This is a genomic window from Frigidibacter albus, from assembly GCF_009908165.1.
Taxonomy (GTDB): Bacteria; Pseudomonadota; Alphaproteobacteria; order Rhodobacterales; family Rhodobacteraceae; genus Frigidibacter; species Frigidibacter albus.
In genome coordinates this window covers 323527-339888 of the sequence record NZ_JAAAUC010000003.1, presented here as the reverse complement: position 1 = coordinate 339888, position 16362 = coordinate 323527, and the positions used below count along the sequence as shown (strand labels likewise).

The 16362-nt window shown below is 69.1% G+C and carries 18 protein-coding genes and 1 other RNA gene; 6 read left to right on the top strand and 13 right to left on the bottom strand.

All coding sequences use genetic code 11. The annotated features are described in order from the left end of the window. Window positions 1-27: 27 nt before the first annotated feature. The 12 genes from GVY41_RS06600 to GVY41_RS06545 form a co-directional block, all read right to left on the bottom strand. Window positions 28-789, bottom strand: coding sequence for an SDR family oxidoreductase (locus GVY41_RS06600; RefSeq protein ID WP_161344207.1), 762 nt, complete (start codon window positions 787-789; stop codon window positions 28-30). Window positions 790-891: 102 nt separating this feature from the next. Next, complete coding sequence (locus GVY41_RS06595) at window positions 892-1410, bottom strand: P-loop NTPase family protein (protein WP_161344209.1); 519 nt, start codon at window positions 1408-1410, stop codon at window positions 892-894. A 103-nt stretch (window positions 1411-1513) separates the two neighbouring features. After that, window positions 1514-1681 (bottom strand): 50S ribosomal protein L33, encoded by a 168-nt coding sequence (gene rpmG / locus GVY41_RS06590; protein ID WP_017928995.1) that lies wholly within the window; start codon window positions 1679-1681, stop codon window positions 1514-1516. Window positions 1682-1820: 139 nt separating this feature from the next. Further along, entirely contained in the window at window positions 1821-2777 is a 957-nt protein-coding gene (locus tag GVY41_RS06585; protein WP_161344211.1) for a glycosyltransferase family 2 protein, read from the bottom strand. 70 nt (window positions 2778-2847) lie between these two features. Beyond that, window positions 2848-3279: RNase P RNA component class A (gene rnpB / locus GVY41_RS06580), an RNA gene on the bottom strand. A 143-nt stretch (window positions 3280-3422) separates the two neighbouring features. After that, window positions 3423-4670: an MFS transporter gene (locus tag GVY41_RS06575; protein ID WP_161344213.1), complete on the bottom strand. Its 1248-nt coding sequence runs from the start codon at window positions 4668-4670 to the stop codon at window positions 3423-3425. Between the two features lie 31 nt (window positions 4671-4701). Then, the gene (locus tag GVY41_RS06570) at window positions 4702-5019 is read right to left on the bottom strand and encodes an ArsR/SmtB family transcription factor (protein ID WP_161344214.1); all 318 of its coding nucleotides are present in this window, start codon (window positions 5017-5019) and stop codon (window positions 4702-4704) included. A gap of 412 nt (window positions 5020-5431) precedes the next feature. Beyond that, a complete protein-coding gene (locus GVY41_RS06565; protein ID WP_229725947.1) occupies window positions 5432-6109 on the bottom strand; it encodes an N-acetylmuramoyl-L-alanine amidase in 678 nt (225 codons plus the stop codon). Window positions 6110-6113: 4 nt separating this feature from the next. After that, entirely contained in the window at window positions 6114-6941 is an 828-nt protein-coding gene (locus tag GVY41_RS06560; protein WP_161344218.1) for an excalibur calcium-binding domain-containing protein, read from the bottom strand. 44 nt (window positions 6942-6985) lie between these two features. Next, window positions 6986-8473, bottom strand: coding sequence for an Asp-tRNA(Asn)/Glu-tRNA(Gln) amidotransferase subunit GatA (gene gatA, locus GVY41_RS06555; protein WP_161344220.1), 1488 nt, complete (start codon window positions 8471-8473; stop codon window positions 6986-6988). Then, window positions 8470-8757, bottom strand: coding sequence for an Asp-tRNA(Asn)/Glu-tRNA(Gln) amidotransferase subunit GatC (gene gatC / locus GVY41_RS06550; RefSeq protein ID WP_161344222.1), 288 nt, complete (start codon window positions 8755-8757; stop codon window positions 8470-8472). Before gatC ends, gatA begins: the two co-directional genes overlap by 4 nt. Before the next feature lie 41 nt (window positions 8758-8798). After that, the gene (locus GVY41_RS06545) at window positions 8799-9473 is read right to left on the bottom strand and encodes a ceramidase domain-containing protein (RefSeq protein ID WP_161344224.1); all 675 of its coding nucleotides are present in this window, start codon (window positions 9471-9473) and stop codon (window positions 8799-8801) included. Window positions 9474-9542: 69 nt separating this feature from the next. Between GVY41_RS06545 and GVY41_RS06540 the strand changes: the two genes are divergently transcribed. Continuing rightward, on the top strand, window positions 9543-10235 hold the full coding sequence (locus GVY41_RS06540) for a metal-dependent hydrolase (RefSeq protein ID WP_161344226.1): 693 nt from the start codon (window positions 9543-9545) through the stop codon (window positions 10233-10235). 140 nt (window positions 10236-10375) lie between these two features. On the opposite strand, the gene GVY41_RS06535 is transcribed toward GVY41_RS06540, so the two are convergent. Then, window positions 10376-10849: a nucleoside deaminase gene (locus tag GVY41_RS06535; RefSeq protein ID WP_161344228.1), complete on the bottom strand. Its 474-nt coding sequence runs from the start codon at window positions 10847-10849 to the stop codon at window positions 10376-10378. Between the two features lie 126 nt (window positions 10850-10975). On the opposite strand from GVY41_RS06535, the gene GVY41_RS06530 reads away from it, so the two are divergent. From GVY41_RS06530 to GVY41_RS06510, 5 genes are all read left to right on the top strand, one after another. Beyond that, the gene (locus GVY41_RS06530; protein ID WP_161344230.1) at window positions 10976-12850 is read left to right on the top strand and encodes a pseudouridine synthase; all 1875 of its coding nucleotides are present in this window, start codon (window positions 10976-10978) and stop codon (window positions 12848-12850) included. A 157-nt stretch (window positions 12851-13007) separates the two neighbouring features. Next, window positions 13008-13217 (top strand): hypothetical protein, encoded by a 210-nt coding sequence (locus GVY41_RS06525; protein ID WP_161344232.1) that lies wholly within the window; start codon window positions 13008-13010, stop codon window positions 13215-13217. Beyond that, window positions 13217-14128: a 5-bromo-4-chloroindolyl phosphate hydrolysis family protein gene (locus tag GVY41_RS06520; RefSeq protein ID WP_161344233.1), complete on the top strand. Its 912-nt coding sequence runs from the start codon at window positions 13217-13219 to the stop codon at window positions 14126-14128. Before GVY41_RS06525 ends, GVY41_RS06520 begins: the two co-directional genes overlap by 1 nt. A gap of 61 nt (window positions 14129-14189) precedes the next feature. Then, window positions 14190-15374, top strand: a complete 1185-nt coding sequence (locus GVY41_RS06515) for a toxic anion resistance protein (RefSeq protein WP_161344235.1) — start codon at window positions 14190-14192, stop codon at window positions 15372-15374. Window positions 15375-15377: 3 nt separating this feature from the next. Then, window positions 15378-16343, top strand: a complete 966-nt coding sequence (locus GVY41_RS06510; RefSeq protein WP_237422056.1) for a DUF2927 domain-containing protein — start codon at window positions 15378-15380, stop codon at window positions 16341-16343. Window positions 16344-16362: the final 19 nt, after the last annotated feature.

Below are 16362 nucleotides of genomic sequence, written 5' to 3'. Positions count from 1 at the left end.
GCCCCTTTTGCATGGACACAGCAGTGCTCAGACCTTGCAGATCGAATTGCCGCCATCCGCGAGCAGGGCCGATCCGGTCACGAAGCTCGCCAGCCCCGATGCCAGGAACAGCGCCGCAGAGGCGATCTCTTCCGGGCGGGCCATCCGCTTGAGCGCGTGGAGGCCGGAGATGAACGCGGCGGTCTCCGGATTCGTCGCCGCATCCATCGCCATCTCCGTCATCGTGCCGCCGGGCAGCAGCGCGTTCGCCCGGATCCCGGCAGGGCCATACTCGACGGCAATCGACTGGACGAGACCGATCAGCCCGGCCTTCGAGGCCGCATAGGGGCCCATGCCCGGCAGGGTCGCCGTGTAGCCGACGAACGAGCCGGTGAAGACCAGCGACCCGCCGCCCCGCTCCTCCAGCGCCGGGATCTGCGCGCGGGCGGCGAGGTAGGCCGCAGTCAGGTTGGTCGCCAGCACCGCTGCCCATTCCCCAGGCTCGGTCTCGGCAAGCCTGCTGCCGCTTCCCATGCGGCCGGCATTGTTGAACGCGCCGTCCAGCCCGCCGAATTCCGACCGGGCGAGGGCGACCAGATCGGCGGCGAAGCCTGCATCCGTCACGTCGCCGGCCAGCGCGACGGCTCGCCCGCCAGCCTGGTTGATCTCGTCCGTCACCGCTCCGAGTTCGTGCTGCCGCCGTGCCCCCAGCACCAGGAGGGCGCCTTCGCGGGCAAAGAGCCGGGCGGCGGCGGCACCGATCCCGCTGGAGGCACCGGTGATGATATGGACCTTGTCTTCAAGAAGCATCGCGTTTCCTTTCGCTGACGATGCCTCAGGACTAGTCGGCGGCCCCGACCCTCTCGACCCGATACCTGCGCATGGGCGACCCGGATCCTGCGGCTTGGCGCTTCACGGTCGGAACCCGGCCACGAAGCCCCGCACCTGCGCTGGCGAGGAGAGCCGGACCTTGGCCTTGCCCTCGGGCGCGCTGTCCCACAGGCGCTGGATATTCGCCCGCGCGCTGTGGCGGGTCCGCCAGATGAAGCGCCAGAAAGGCAGCGTCTCGCGGTGGAAGCCCTCAGGGCAGCCCTCGGGCAGGTCGGGTCGGTTGCGCCCCTGCCAGATGACGGTGCGCTTCACCACGCGCCACAGGCGCAGGGGCAGCGGCAGGTCGAGCCAGATCAGCATGTCGGCGCGCGCCAGCCGGGTGCGCCAGGTCGCCGAATGGCCGCCCTCGAAGATCCATTCCTCGCGCGCCTCGGCCTCGTGGCAGAGGCGGGTCTTGTCGTCGCGGGCGCGCTCCACCCAGCCGGGCTGCCAGTGGATGTGGTCGATATGCAAGACCGGCAAGCCGGTCTTCCGGCCCATGTCGCGCGCGAGGGTGGACTTGCCGGAGCCGGGCTGGCCGATGATCATGATCCGCTGCATGGCGTCTCTCCCGGGTGCAAACTGGGCGCAAAGCAAAACTGGGCGCAAAGCAAAAGGCCGCGCCCTGGGGCACGGCCTTGATCCGAAACGGGCCAGGCAGATCTTACTTGATCTTGCCTTCCTTGTATTCGACATGCTCCCGCTTGACGGGGTCATATTTGCGCACGACCATCTTTTCGGTCATGGTGCGGGCATTCTTCTTGGTCACATAGAAGTGCCCGGTGCCCGCCGTCGAGTTCAGACGGATCTTGATCGTCGTCGGCTTCGCCATAGTCGTGTCTCCTGCAGCCGGGCGGAAGTGCAGTCTCGCCCGCGCCCCGTGAATTCCTTGAAGCCCGCCTTTTACCTAGCCACGTCGCGGAGTCAACCGCAAAGCAACCGCGTTGCGCTGCATTTGCCGACGTGGCCCGTCAGGATCCGTCGGCAGCCTCACCCGGCTGATATTGCGCCCGGAACCAGTCCCATGCCGAGGCTTCCACCTCGGCCACACCGGGGATCGCCCGAAGCCGGCTCTCCCAAGCCCGCACCTGCGGGCGCAGCTCCACCAGCGACAGCGACAGGGCATCGTTGCGATTGGCGGCGGCGTAGAAGGCACTGCCGATCTTGCGCTTGCCGTTCCTGCGCCCGTTCGCATCGCCACGGGCACGTTTCAGCCGATGCAGGTCATCGGATTTCACATGATGGTGGTGGAGGCAGGCATTGTCCCAGGTCAGGTGATGCGCCGCGACCTCATAGTCGGACCCGCGCAGGCTGAGCAATTTTTCGACCGGCATCGCCACCCCCGCGGCGTTCACCACCTTTGGCACGCCCGCCTTGGGCAGCTTCGGCGAATGCACCCCCATCATGCCGAAATTGCGGGGCCGGAACAGGGTCTTGAAGCCGACAAGCCCCCCGGCCGCCAGATCTGGCAGCGGATCTTCACAGCGCGTGAAGCTCTCGATGACGCTGCCGCCCCCCCAGACCGCCTTGCCCGCCGAGCCGAAATGCCGCCACATCACCGCGATCGCGTCCGCTTCGGGATAGAGGGCGACGAGGTCGTCGATCCTGCGCTGCCCGGCGGTGACGTTGACGTATTCGTCGGCGTCGATATGGATCGCCCAGTCGGCCTGGGCGACATGGTCCAGCTGATAGGCCATGTGCAGGGCCTGTTTCTGGATCGACCCCATGTCATAGGGGCCGGGATTGGGATGGTGCTCGACGGGGGAGTCCTGCCCCAGCAGGGCCAGCAGCCGGTCGGTCCCGTCATCACAGTCATTGGTGTAGACGATGATCCGGTCGAAGCCGATGGTCAGGTGGTGCGCGACCCACTCGACGACGTAAAGCGCCTCGTTGCGCATGCATGCGACGATGACCTTGCCTGGTTTCATCACCTGCCCCTGGAGTTTGGTTTCCCGAGGAAAACCACGCGAAACAGCAAAACACAAGGGCTGGAGGTCTTTGCGCGGATGGCCTGTAAGCCGGATTCTGTGCGGGGGCTTTCGCCCCGTCCGATGACCATTCCTCTGGCCCCCGTCTTGCGACGGGGATCTAGCTGCCAACCCGGGCCTCTCGGGCTGAAGCGTCCCTGCGGCGGCCGGTTGCCCGGCCTGCCCCGCGCGAGGCCCCTATTCGGCATTGCTCCTGGTGGGGCTTGCCGTGCCGTCCCTGTTGCCAGGTCCGCGGTGGGCTCTTACCCCACCGTTTCACCCTTACCTGCGAGGCGTGGGTGTAACCCCTTGTCCGCAGGCGGTTTCTTCTCTGTGGCGCTTTCCCTCGGGTTACCCCGGCCGGGCGTTACCCGGCACCATTACTTCATGGAGTCCGGACTTTCCTCGCACGCCCCGGTTTCCTTGCGGACCCTGTTGCGCACGCGGTCATCCGGCCATCCGCGCGGGGAGACAGCTATGCGCCCCCTGCCCCGCCGTCAATGGGCGGCAGCATGAGGGGGCATGTGGAAGGCATATGGAAACCATGCAGAAACCATATGGGAGGTATACATACGATTTTGGGGCGCTTCCCCCATCCCCCGCAGTTCACCCCGCACCAGCCAGCCGCGCCCTTCCGGGCCGGATCGGCGGCACGATCCCGATCCGCCGGAGCGTGCGGTGCAGCAGCAGCAAAGCCGCCAGCCCAGCCAGCGACAGGGCCAGCGCCGCGCTGACGGCGAGGGACATGGAATGGGCCGCGGCGAAGGCAAAGAGAAAGGGCGCGGACGCCCCCAGAAGGTTGCGGATCGCGGCCAGCCGCCCCAGCCGCAGCCCGAGGCCGGAGGCGCCGAAGAGGGCAACCGGCACCGCGCCGCGCACGATGCTGGACAGGCCCGCCCCCGCCCCGAGAATGGCGGCGAAGGCGAAGGCCAGCGGCTGCGCCAGCGCCGGGACGAGGCCTGGCAGCAGCAGGAGCGCGATGGCGGTGGCAATGGCCCCGGCCGAGAGGAGCGCCACGAACAACGGGTGCCGGTTGCGCCAGACCGTCGCATCCATCACCCGCACCGCCACCTGCGATGGCCCCATCACCATCGCGGCAACATAGGCCATCTCGCCAAGGGCCAGCGAGCGCAGGATCTCGACCAGATGCACGGTGATCGCCGAAATCGCCATGCCGGTCAGCGCGAAGCCGAGCGCCAGCAGCCAGAAGGCGCGGCGGGCGACAGAGACAGTCATGACCGGGAGGGCGGGTTGCGGATCCGCCCCGGCCCCGGGAGCAGGCATCCGGGACTCGATCACGGGCAGCGCGCCCAGCCCCCAATGCAGGGCCGCACAGAGCAGATGCGAGGCGGCGAAGATCCCTTGGGTGCCGCGCCAGCCCACCGCCTCGACCAGAAACCCGCTGAGCGGCCAGAAGATCGTGGAGGCGAAGCCGGCGATCAGCGTCAGCCGGGTGATGGCCTTGCGGGTGTCGCCGGGGCGCTTCTGCGCCAGCATGGCGAAGGCCGCGTCATAGAGCACAGCGAAGCTGAACAGCTCGATCAGCAGCGTCAACCCGCCGAAGACATAGATGTTGGGCGCGGCGGCCAGCAGAGCCAGCAGCAGGGCCATGACCACGCTGCCCGCGGTCATCACCCGCCCGGCGCCGATGCGGTCGATCAGCCCGCCAAGGCTGGGCGCGGCGAGCCCGCCCAGCAGCAGGCCGGCGGAAAGGAGGCCGAACAGCAAGGGCTCGCCGACATCGAACTCCTGCGCGACCGCGGGGGCGAGGATCGGGAAGGCATAGTAGATGGAGCCATAGCCGATGACCTGCGTGGCCCCGAGCGCGGCGACGAGCGGCAGGGTCAGGCGCATGGGGTCGCGGCCTTGGTCGGGACGGGCAGGATCATCTCGGATCCTCCGCAGGCGGCACCGACACGCCCGAGCAGCATTCCGATGTCAGGAAGGCCAGCAGCCGGTCCATCGCCGGAAAGTCCACCCGGTTGAACACTTCGCGCCCCTGCCTGTCCTGCAGGACAAGCCCGGCATCGACCAGCGCCGAGAGGTGATGCGCCAGCGTGGAAGGGGCGAGGCCGAGATGCCCGCCGATATCGCTGACGCGCAGGCCGTCTTCCCCCGCCCGCACCAGCAGGCGAAAGATCGACAGGCGGGCATCATGGCCCAAGGCGGCGAGCGCGCGGGACTGGGGGCTGGTAACGGTCATGGGGCGAGACAGAACCACTATTCCGGTTTTGTAAAGGATTCGCGTGGGGGCTGTTTGTGATGGGACATCGCAGGGCCGAAGGCGGCGGGAGGAGAAGGACGGCGCCAGGGCCTTTGCAGGCTTTGGACCGCTGTGTTCGGGCAGGACCACTGCACCCAGAGCCGCTGGCAAAGCAAAGCCGAAGGAGGCCCGCGCCCGCCCCGGCTCTGGCGGGCGCGGGCCGGGCCCTTTGGGGGCCCGTCCGGAGGGGATGAGAGGGCGATGCGTGGCGAAGGCGATGGCCTTCGCCACGGACAGGGGCACAAGCCGGACGCCAGCCGGCAGCGGTACCCGTCCGGGGCAGGGCTAGACCCGGGCGGGCTTGCATCTGTTGCTGGATGCGCTGCGGGACCGGCGAGGTGCGGGTGGGGGTCTACCCCGCCGCCGGCCAGCGCCGCGCCAGATCGGCCGCGAGGGCGCAGTCGGCAGCGGCCAGCGGTCCGCTTGCCCAAGGGCGGAAGCGCAGGCGGAAGGCCTGCAGCAGCGCTGGGGGGGAGGCGTCGGCGGGGTAGCCGAAGCGGGTGAGGCCCGCGTGGAAGGCGGCCTCATCGGCGTCTGCGGCGCCTGCCTCGGGCCAGACCGACAGCCCGGCCAGCGCCAGACGGCGCCAGTCGAAGCGGGGGCCGGGGTCGGATTTGCGCCCCGGGGCCATGTCGGAATGGGCGATGATGCCGGAGGGGGCAATCGTCCAGCGGGCCATCACCCCGGCCAGCAGGCGTTCGAGGGCGGCCATCTGCGGCTCGGGGAACGGCCGGTCGCCGGGATTGGCCAGCTCGATGCCGATGGAGGCGGAGTTGACGTCGTGGCACGTCCCCCAGCTTCCGGCGCCGGCGTGCCAGGCGCGAGCGGGTTCGGGCACCAGCGCCTCGGCGGTACCATCCTCGGCGATCAGCCAATGGGCGGAGACTTCGGCGGCGGGGTCACAGAGCCGCTCGCGCGCCGCGGCGCAGGTGGCCATGGCGGTGTAGTGGAGCACGATCAGGCGGGGCGTCTGCCCGCCGCGCCGGTCGCCGAAGTTCGGCGAGGGGAAGGCCGGCGCCGCGTCGGTCATCAGATCAGCCGCGCGCCTTCTGGAACGGGGTCGGGTCCCAGCGGCAGGCATAGCCGTCGCCATCGGGGTCGAGGTTGCCCGGGTCGCGCTGCGGGCCGCCGCGGCGCAGGAACTCCATCTGCGCCAGATCCTGCGAGGGGAACTGCGCGCAGTTCTTCTCATAGTTCGACAGGTGCAGGCCGAGACGGGTGTAGACCTTCTGCCCCGGCGGGTTGCTGGCGTTCAGCGCGTATTCGACGATGTTCGGCCCGGTCTCGGTGCGGGGCGGCAGGGCGGTGGGCTGCACCTGCTGATATTGCGCGGCATTGGCCTCGATGCGGGCGCGGTCGGATTCGATGGTCTCCCGCGAGGCGACGGCCGAGAAATCATTCTCGTCCGAGATGCGGGGACCGCCACCGACCGGGGCGGCAGCAACCGGCGCGGCAGTTGAGGGCAGCGGCTGATAGGCGGTTGTCGGGACGGGCTGATAGGGCACCGGGGCGGTTGGCAGCGGCTGGAAGGGCGCGGCGGTGCTGCCGGTGGCCGACGTGGCGTTCAGCGCGGCAAGGGCGGCAGAGCCAATGGCGGCATCGCCCGTGGGCGCAGTGGAGCTAAGCGCGGTGGAGCCAAGCGGGGCCGAGCTGATCGGCCCGCCGGTGATCGCCGAGGCGGGCGCGGTGGCGGCGCCGTAGCTGCCCTGCGACGCCGCCTGGCCCGAGTTGTTGCGCATGTAGGTGCCGTAGTCCTCGAACCCGACGCCGGCGCCGCTGTCGGGCATGGTCGGCGCGCAGGCGGCAAGGGCCAGCAAAAGCGCTGCCGGTGAGACGATCCGCAGTGAACAGCCCTTGGTCATGCTTGGCCCCCGAGTTGGCAATCGTGTTCTGGCAATCGCGCCGCTTACCACCATTTCGCCGGTTTGGAAACGAAGCCGGTCGCACGCTCCAGCACATAGGCGTGATTGAGGAGGTCACCCTCCTCCCACGGCCGGCCGATCAGCTGCAGCCCCAGCGGCAGGCCGCGGCCATCAAGGCCCGTCGGCACCGCGATGCCCGGCAGGCCGGCGAGGTTGACGGTGACGGTGAACACGTCGTTGAGATACATCGCCACCGGATCGGCATCGGCCATCTCGCCCAGCCCAAAGGCGCTGGAGGGCGTGGCGGGCGTCAGGATCGAGTCGATCCCGGCCTCGAAGGCCAGTTCGAAATCGCGCTTGATCAGGGCGCGGACCTTGCGGGCGCGGTTGTAATAGGCGTCATAGAAGCCCGCCGACAGCACATAGGTGCCGACCATTACCCGGCGCTGCACCTCTTTGCCAAAGCCCTCGGCGCGGGTCTTCTCATACATCTCGGTGATGCCATCGCCCTGCCCCAGCTTGGCGCGGTGGCCATAGCGCACGCCGTCATAGCGCGCGAGGTTGCTGGAGGCTTCGGCGGGGGCGACCACGTAATAGGCGGGCAGCGCGTATTTGGTGTGCGGCAGGCTGATGTCGACGATCTCGGCGCCCGCATCCTTCAGCATCGCGGCGCCATCGGACCAAAGCTTTTCGATCTCGGCCGGCATCCCGTCCATGCGGTATTCGCGCGGGATGCCGATCTTCTTGCCGCGGATGTCGCCGGTCAGCGCCGCCTCGAAATCCGGCACCGGCAGGTCGGAGCAGGTGCTGTCCTTGGCATCCGGCCCCGCCATCGCGCCCAGCATGATCGCAGCATCGCGCACGGTCTTGGTCATCGGGCCGGCCTGGTCGAGGCTGGAGGCGAAGGCGACGATGCCCCAGCGGCTGACGCGGCCATAGGTCGGCTTGATGCCGACGATGCCGGTGAAGGCGGCGGGCTGGCGGATCGACCCGCCGGTATCGGTGCCGGTGGCGGCAAGGCAGAGGTCGGCGGCGACGGCGGCGGCGGAGCCACCCGACGAGCCGCCGGGGGTCAGTTCTGCCGTGTCATTGCCGCGGCGCCAGGGGTTCACGGCATTGCCGTAGCAGGAGGATTCGTTGGAGCTGCCCATGGCAAACTCGTCCATGTTCAGCTTGCCCAGCATCACCGCGCCCGCGCCGAACAGCTGGGACGTGACGGTGGATTCGTATTCGGGGCGGAAGCCCTTGAGGATGTTGGAGGCCGCCTGCGAGGGCACGCCCTTGGTGCAGAACAGGTCCTTGATCCCCAGCGGAATGCCGCACATGGCGGGCGCATCGCCAGCGGCCAGCCGTGCATCGGCGGCCTTGGCCTGCTCGCGGGCAATCTCGGGCGTGTGGTGGACAAAGGCGTTCAGCGCGCCGGCGCCCTCGATGGCGGCAAGGCAGGCCTCGGTCAGGGCCAGCGAGGTTGTGTCGCCCTTGCGCAGCGCGTCGCGCGCCTCTGCGATGGTCAGCTGGTTCAGCGCGGTCATTCCATCACCTTCGGCACGGCAAAGAAGCCCTCGCGGGCATCGGGGGCGTTGGACAGGACCTTCTCGGGCTGGCCGCCATCGGTCACCACGTCTTCGCGGCGTTTCAGCCGCATCGGGGTGACCGAGGTCATCGGTTCGATCCCGGTCACATCGACCTCGTTCAGCTGTTCCATGAAGGAAAGGATGCCCGAAAGCTCGCCCGCCAGCGCGGGCAGGTCCTGTTCCTTCACGGCGATGCGCGCGAGATGCGCCACCCGCCTTGCGGTGTCGATGTCGATGGACATGGGGGTGTCTCCCTTGCGCCGGATGCTGTACCGCGCAGGGTTTACGCGGGCGCGGCCCCCGCTGCAAGCATCCGACGTAGCCGGTGGCGGCGCCAGACCTCGATCATCCAGCCCAGCATGAGGCCGTTGAGGATGTGCCACAGGAAATGCGTGCCAAGCGGGATCGCGGCGCAGAGGGGCTCGTCGATGGTGCGGAAGGTCAGCGACACGATGAGGATGCAAGCGCCGAGGGCAAGGCCGCGGGCGGTGGCGGGATCGCGGTGGCGCATGAGGAGGGCGAAGAGCAGGATCAGCACCGGGACCGGCGCATAGCCGGCCGAGGAGCCGAGGCCCGGGATACGTTGCCACAGCGGGACGGTCAGGGCGGCGTAAGGGATGAAGGCAAGCGTTGCCACGCCCGCCTGCCAGGGCTTGAGACCGAGGAAATCGCGGCTGGCGGCAAAGACATAGAGCAGGATGAAGGCCAGGATCGGCAGCACATCGGCAGTGCTGGCCCAGGCGGTGGCATGGGTGTGGAACAGCCACGAGCCAATGCCGATCACCGCCAGCACCGCGCACATCGCCCGGCCCATCGCCATGCCGGGGCCCTGGCAGCGCCGCCACATCACCGCCGCCGCGAGGATGAAGGCGAGGTTGGTCAGAGCGTTCACCGGCTCGGACCAGTATTCGGGGCCCGTCCGCTCGCAATAGGCGTCGATCGCCTCGTTCCAGTCCATGCCTGCCATTTCCCTTTTGCCGCCCCGCCCCTACCTTGGCACAGATAGGCGCAACACGGAGCAGTGCAAATGCAGATCACCTGGCTCGGCCATTCCGGCTTTCGCATCCAGATCGAGGGGGCGGTGCTGCTGCTGGACCCCTGGTTCACCGGCAACCCGATGTTCCCCGAGGGACGCCGCGCCGAGGCGGTGGCCGGCGCGACGCATGTGCTGCTGACGCATGGCCATGGCGACCACACGGCGGATGCCGCCGCCATCGCGGCAGAGCTGGACATTCCGGTGGCCGGCATCCCCGAGCTCGTGGGCCTGCTGAAGGCGCAGAAGGGGATCAAGGGCATCGACTTCAACAAGGGCGGCACCGTCGATCTGGCCGGGGCCAAGGTGACGATGGTCCATGCCACGCATTCCTCGTCGGTGTCCTCGGATGCGGGCCCGGTCTATGCGGGCACCGAGGCGGGCTACATGATCGCGGGGGATGGCCATGTGATCTATGTCTCGGGCGATACCGACGTCATGGCCGACATGGGGGTGTTCAACGACCTGCACGCGCCCGATATCGGCATCCTGGCCTGCGGGGGGCATTACACGATGGACATGCACCGGGCGGCCTATGCGGCGAAGACGTTCTTCGACTTCAAGACGGTGATCCCCTGCCACTACCGCACCTTCCCGCTGCTGGCGCAATCGGCCGCGCCGCTGGCGGCGGCACTGCCCGGGGTCGATGTGATCGAGCCCGAGGTGCTGGTGGCGATCACGCTGTAAGCCGCGGCTGACCCGGGCAAAAGCGGGGGCCAGCGGGGGCCAGCCCCCGCACCCCCGGGATACTTTGGCCAGCAAGAAGCATGAAACGCCCGCATCTTCTTGCTGACCGAAATATCCCGGGGGTGAATTGAGCCGCAGGCTCAAGAGGGGGCAGCGCCCCCTCCCCTGCGGCCGGCGAAGAACGCCTTCAGCAGCCGTTCCGCCTCGGCCGCGCCGATACTGTCATAGACCTCGGGCGCGTGGTGGCATTGCGGGTGAGCGAAGACGCGCGCGCCCTGCGCCACGCCGCCGGACTTGGGATCGGCGGCGCCGTAATAGAGGCGTGCGATGCGGGCGAAGCCGATGGCGGCGGCGCACATCGGGCAGGGCTCCAGCGTAACGTAAAGGTCATGGCCCGGCAGTCGTTCCGATCCGGCGGCGGCGCAGGCGGCGCGCAGGGCGAGGATCTCGGCATGGGCGGTGGGATCCGAGGTTTCGCGGGTGCGGTTGCCGGCGGCGGCGACGATGCGGCCCTCGGGCGAGACCACGACTGCGCCCACGGGCACCTCGCCGCGTTGGCCCGCGGCCCGGGCCTCGGCTAGGGCGGCGTCCATATGGCTGCGGAACGGGGTCATCCTTGCTTGATGCCCCGGCCCCTTCCCCCGCGCAAGATGCTTTTCTTGACGCCGCAGTTGCTGTAGAGGGGCCGCTTGCACTTTGCTTCAGCGACGCGATGTCGCCGCATTCTCAAGGAGAGACCCATGACGTCCGACACCGGAAAACCCGAAGGCTCGAATGGCGAGCGCATCGCCAAGCTGATGGCGCGCGTCGGCATCGCCTCGCGCCGTGATGCGGAGAAGATGATCGTCGCCGGCCGCGTGGCGGTGAACGGCAAGATCATCGACAGCCCGGCGCTGGATGTCGGCCCGAATGACCGGGTCACGCTGGACAACAAGCCCATCGACGAGAAGCAGCCGACGCGGCTGTGGCTCTATTACAAGCCGCTCGGCCTCGTGACGACCGAGAAGGACGAGAAGGGCCGCCAGACCGTGTTCGACACCATGCCCGAGGGGATGCCGCGGGTGATGAGCGTCGGGCGGCTCGACCTCAATTCCGAGGGGCTGCTGCTGCTGACCAACGACGGCGACCTGAAACGCGCGCTGGAGCTGCCGGAGACCGGCTGGCTGCGCAAGTACCGCGTGCGGGTGAATGGCCAGCCGAACAACGCCACCTTCGATCCGCTGCGCCGGGGGCTGACCATCGAGGGCGACGAATTCCTGCCGATGGAAGTGGAGCTGGACCGCCAGCAGGGCGCCAATGCCTGGCTGACCGTCGGCATCCGCGAGGGCAAGAACCGCGAGATCCGGCGGGCGATGACGGTGGTGGGGCTGACGGTGAACCGGCTGATCCGCGTCAGCTATGGCCCGTTCCGGCTGAACGACATGAACCCCGGCGACGTGACCGAGGTGAAGGCCAAGGTGATGCGCGACCAGCTGGGCCCGCTGCTGCCCGGCGCGGAGGAGCGCGAGGAGGCCAAACAGGCCGCCCGCAACGAGGCCCGTGGGGGTGCGCGCACCGGCGGCGGCGCCCGCCCGGCCCGCGTCAGCCGCGAGGGTGGCGGCGAGCGGCGCTATGGCGACAAGCCGCGCTTTGCCGGGGCGCGTGACGGGGCGCGTGACGGGGCCGAGGGCGGCGAGCGCCGGAGCTTTGGCGACAAACCGGCCTATGGCGCAAAGCCGGCCTATGGGGCGAAGCCGCGGGCCGAGGCCGGCGGCGAGCGCCGCAGCTTCGGCGACAAGCCTGCTTATGGCGCCAAGCCTGCTTATGGCGCCAAGCCACGGGCTGAGGGCGACAAGCCGCGGAGCTATGGCGACAAGCCGGCCTATGGCGACAAGCCGCGGACATACGGTGACAAGCCTGCCTATGGCGCGAAACCGCGGGCCGAGGGTGCCGGTGGTGAGCGCCGGAGCTATGGCGACAAACCGGCCTATGCGGGCAAACCGCGGGCCGAGGGTGACAAGCCGCGCACGTATGGCGATAAGCCTGCCTATGGCGGGAAGCCTCGCACCGACGGTGACAAGCCGGCTTACGCTGGCAAGCCCCGTTCTGAAGGTGCGGGCGGTGAGCGTCGCACCTATGGCGACAAGCCTGCCTACGCGGGCAAGCCGCGCGCTGACGGCGACAAGCCGCGGACCTATGGCGACAAGCCTGCCTATGCTGGCAAGCCCCGCGCCGATGGCGACAAGCCGCGGGCCTACGGCGACAAGCCTGCCTATGCTGGCAAGCCCCGCGCCGATGGTGACAAGCCGCGGGCCTACGGCGACAAGCCTGCCTATGCTGGCAAGCCCCGCGCCGATGGTGACAAGCCGCGGACCTATGGCGATAAGCCGGCCTATGCAGGCAAGCCTCGTGCCGATGGCGACAAGCCACGGACCTACGGCGACAAGCCGGCCTATGCTGGCAAGCCCCGCGCGGACGGCGACAAGCCGCGGGCGTATGGCGACAAGCCGCGCAGCTTTGCGGGCAAGCCGGGTGGGTTCGGTGGCAAGCCGGGCGGGAAGCCCGGCGGGTTCGGCGGCAAGCCTCGGGCTGGCGGCCAGGGCGGCGCGCCGAAGGGGCCGCGCGGGCCTCGGTGAACCAACCCTCACAGGCACTGCAGCAACGGCCGGGCGGGAACGCTCCGGCCGTTTGCCTTGGTGCTGGCCCCCGCGCCGGGCATCTCATATGATGCGCGCGGAAGCCTTCGCCGCGTGAGCGAAAGCGCCAGGAAATGCTGGCCGGATCGGGGTGCCGATGCAGAGACTTGTGCTTATCGTCGTGCTTGCTGCCGTGCTGGTGGCGGCAGTGCTTTGGGTCGGGCGTTTCGCGGCCGGGCTGGCGCGGAGCCGTGAGCCCGCGGCGCCCGGAGCGGTGCAGGGCAGCGGCACGGTGCCGAAGCTGGCCTATGCGGGGCTGTTCGTGCTGATTGCCGGCACCTCGGCGGGTTGGCTGGAGGGGCTCTGATGGCGCAGCGCTTTGGCGGACGCTACTCGCCGGGTGGCGATGCCCGGCCGCGGGCCGAGCCGGACACGGACGAACTGCGCCGGGCGCGCGGGCCCGACCCGATGCGGGCGCGGCGCAACCTGCTGTTCCTGGCCCCCGTCCCCTTGCTGTTCACGGCGTTTTCCGGCGGCGCGCTGGGGCTTGCGACCGATCTGTCGGCGCTGGCGATGCTGTGGGGCGGCGCCTGGCTGACCTCGGAAGGGGTGCGCGCGCAGGCGGCGTTCGATGCGCGCACCACCGCAAGGCGGCCGGCAATCCCGCGCAAGCTGTTCGGCGCGGTCCTGACCGGCACCGGCGTCGCGCTGGCCACGCTTGCCCCCGGCGCGCCGGCCGATGCGGGCGCGGTGCTGGCCCCGGCGATCTTTGGCGTGGTGGCCGCGGCGCTGCATGTGCTGGCCTTCGGCGCCGATCCCCTGCGCGACAAGCTGGCGGCGGGCGTCGATGCCTTCCAGTCCGGCCGGGTGGCGCGGGTGCTGGATGAGGGCGAGCGGCATCTGACCGCGATGCGCGAGGCGATCGGGCGCACCGGCGAGCGGGCACTGATTTCCCGCGTGGCCCGCTTTGAAGCCACGGTGCGCGAGATGTTCGCAAGGGTCGAGAACGATCCGCGCGACCTGACGGCGGCGCGGCGCTGGCTGGGCGTCTATCTGGAGGGCGCGCGCAATGCGACGGTGAAGTTCACCGATCTGTGGCTGCGCAGCCGTGATACTGACGCACGCGTGCAGTATGAGGCGTTCCTGGATGATCTGGAGGCGAATTTCGCCGCCCGCAGCCAGACGCTGCTGCTGGATGACCGCAGCGACCTGACGGTCGAGATCGACGTGCTGCGCGAGAGGCTGGCCCGCGAGGGGCTGCTGCGCGACGACAAGTAACGAGGACTAGTGACGAGGAATGGGCGCCCGTGACCGGCGCTGCGCAAGAGGGACGATCCGCATGACCGACACCACCCGCCAGCAAGCCGCCGCCGACCTTGCCGAGGTCGAGGCGCTGACCGCTACCATCCTGCCCGAGCCGGGCACCGCCATCGTGCCGCTGGCCGAGGCGCCGCGGCCGATAGCCCGCAATATCCGCAGGGCGATGGGCGAAATCGACCTGTCCGATAGCGGCTCCATCGTCAACTTCGGATCGGCCGCGCAGGCGGAGCTGCAGCAGATCAGCCAGGCGATGCTCGCCGATGTGAAGAACAAGGATGTGGGCCCGGCGGGCGACAGCCTGCGCGATATCGTCAGCACCATCCGTGGTTTCTCGGTGTCCGAGCTCGACGTGCGCCGCAAACCCAGCTGGTGGGAAAAACTGCTGGGCCGCGGCGCGCCCTTTGCCAAGTTCGTGGCCCGGTTCGAGGATGTGCAGGGCCAGATCGACAAGATCACCGACACGCTGCTGGGGCATGAGCACAAGCTGCTGAAGGACATCAAGTCTCTGGACATGCTCTATGAAAAGACCCTCGCCTTCTATGACCAGCTGGCGATCTACATCGCCGCGGGCGAGGAGAAGCTGCGCGAGATCGACGGGACGCTGATCCCGGCCAAGGAAGCCGAGGTCGCCGCCGCGCCCGAGGCCGAGCAGGTGATGGCGGCGCAGGAATTGCGCGACCTGCGCGCGGTGCGCGACGATCTGGAACGCCGGGTGCATGACCTGAAGCTGACGCGGCAGGTGACGATGCAGTCCCTGCCCTCGATCCGGCTGGTGCAGGAAAACGACAAGAGCCTCGTGACCAAGATCAACTCCACCTTGGTCAACACCGTGCCGCTGTGGGAAACCCAGCTGGCGCAGGCGGTGACGATCCAGCGGTCGACCGAAGCCGCGGCCGCTGTGCGCGAGGCCAATGACCTGACCAATGAGCTGCTGACGGCGAATGCCAAGAACCTGCGCACCGCCAATGCCGCCGTGCGGACGGAAATGGAGCGGGGCGTGTTCGACATCGAGGCGGTGAAGATCGCCAATGCCGAGCTGATCGCCACCATCGAGGACAGCCTGCGCATTGCCGACGAGGGCAAGGCCCGCCGCGCCACCGCCGAGACCGAGCTGCAGAAGATGGAGGCGGAACTGCGCGACACCCTCGCCTCGGCCAGTGCGCGCAAGACCGGCACCGGCGCCAATATCGGCACCTCTGTCTGAACGATGGCACGCCGGTTTCGCCAGCGCCCAAGGCTGCATGTGGCAGCGGCCCTGCTGATGGCAGGGCTGCTGACGGCCTGCGAAACCGCGGCGCCGGTCTCGGCGCCGGTGCCGCCCGCGCGGCATGAACGCGCGGCGGTCCCGGCGGCCGTGGCGCCTTCGCCCGCCAGTATGGCAATGCGGGCGCGGCTGTCGCGGGTGGAAGCGACGCTGCTGTCGCGCGGGTTGATGCGCACCGATGGCGGCGGGCCGGATACGCCGTTCAACGACCGGCAGCTGGCCGAGAACTTCATCCGCATCGCGCTTTACGACGAATACGTCCTGCGCAACGGCGCCTTCGTCGCGCAGACCACCCCCAGCCGGCTGCGCCGCTGGGACCAGCCGGTGCGGATGGCGGTGGAATTCGGGGCGGCCGTGCCCGAAGCGCAGCGCGCCACCGACCGCGCATCCTTGCGGGCCTATGCCGCGCAGCTGTCGCGCGCCAGCGGCCACCCGATCCGGATGGCCGACAGCGCCAGCGCCAATTACCATGTGCTGATCCTGAACGAGGATGAACGCCGCGGCTATGGCGCGCGGCTGGCGCAGCTGGTGCCGGGGATCGACCCGGTGTCCGTCGCCACCATCCTTGATCTGCCGGCCTCGACCTTCTGCGTGGTCTTTGCCTTCTCGCAGGGCCAGAGCAGCACCTATACCCGCGCGGTGGCGGTGATCCGGGCCGAACATCCCGACAGGATGCGACTGTCATGCATCCACGAAGAGGTGGCGCAGGGGCTGGGGCTGGCCAATGACAGCCCCGCCGCGCGGCCGTCGATCTTCAACGACGACGAGGAATTCGCGCTGCTGACCCGGCATGACGAATTGCTGCTGAAGATGCTCTACGACAAGCGGCTGCGCCCGGGGATGACCCCCGAACAGGCGCGGCCGATCGTGGAGACGATGGCCTATGAACTGATCGGCGGCGAAAGCTGACCCGGTCCTTGTGGAGGAA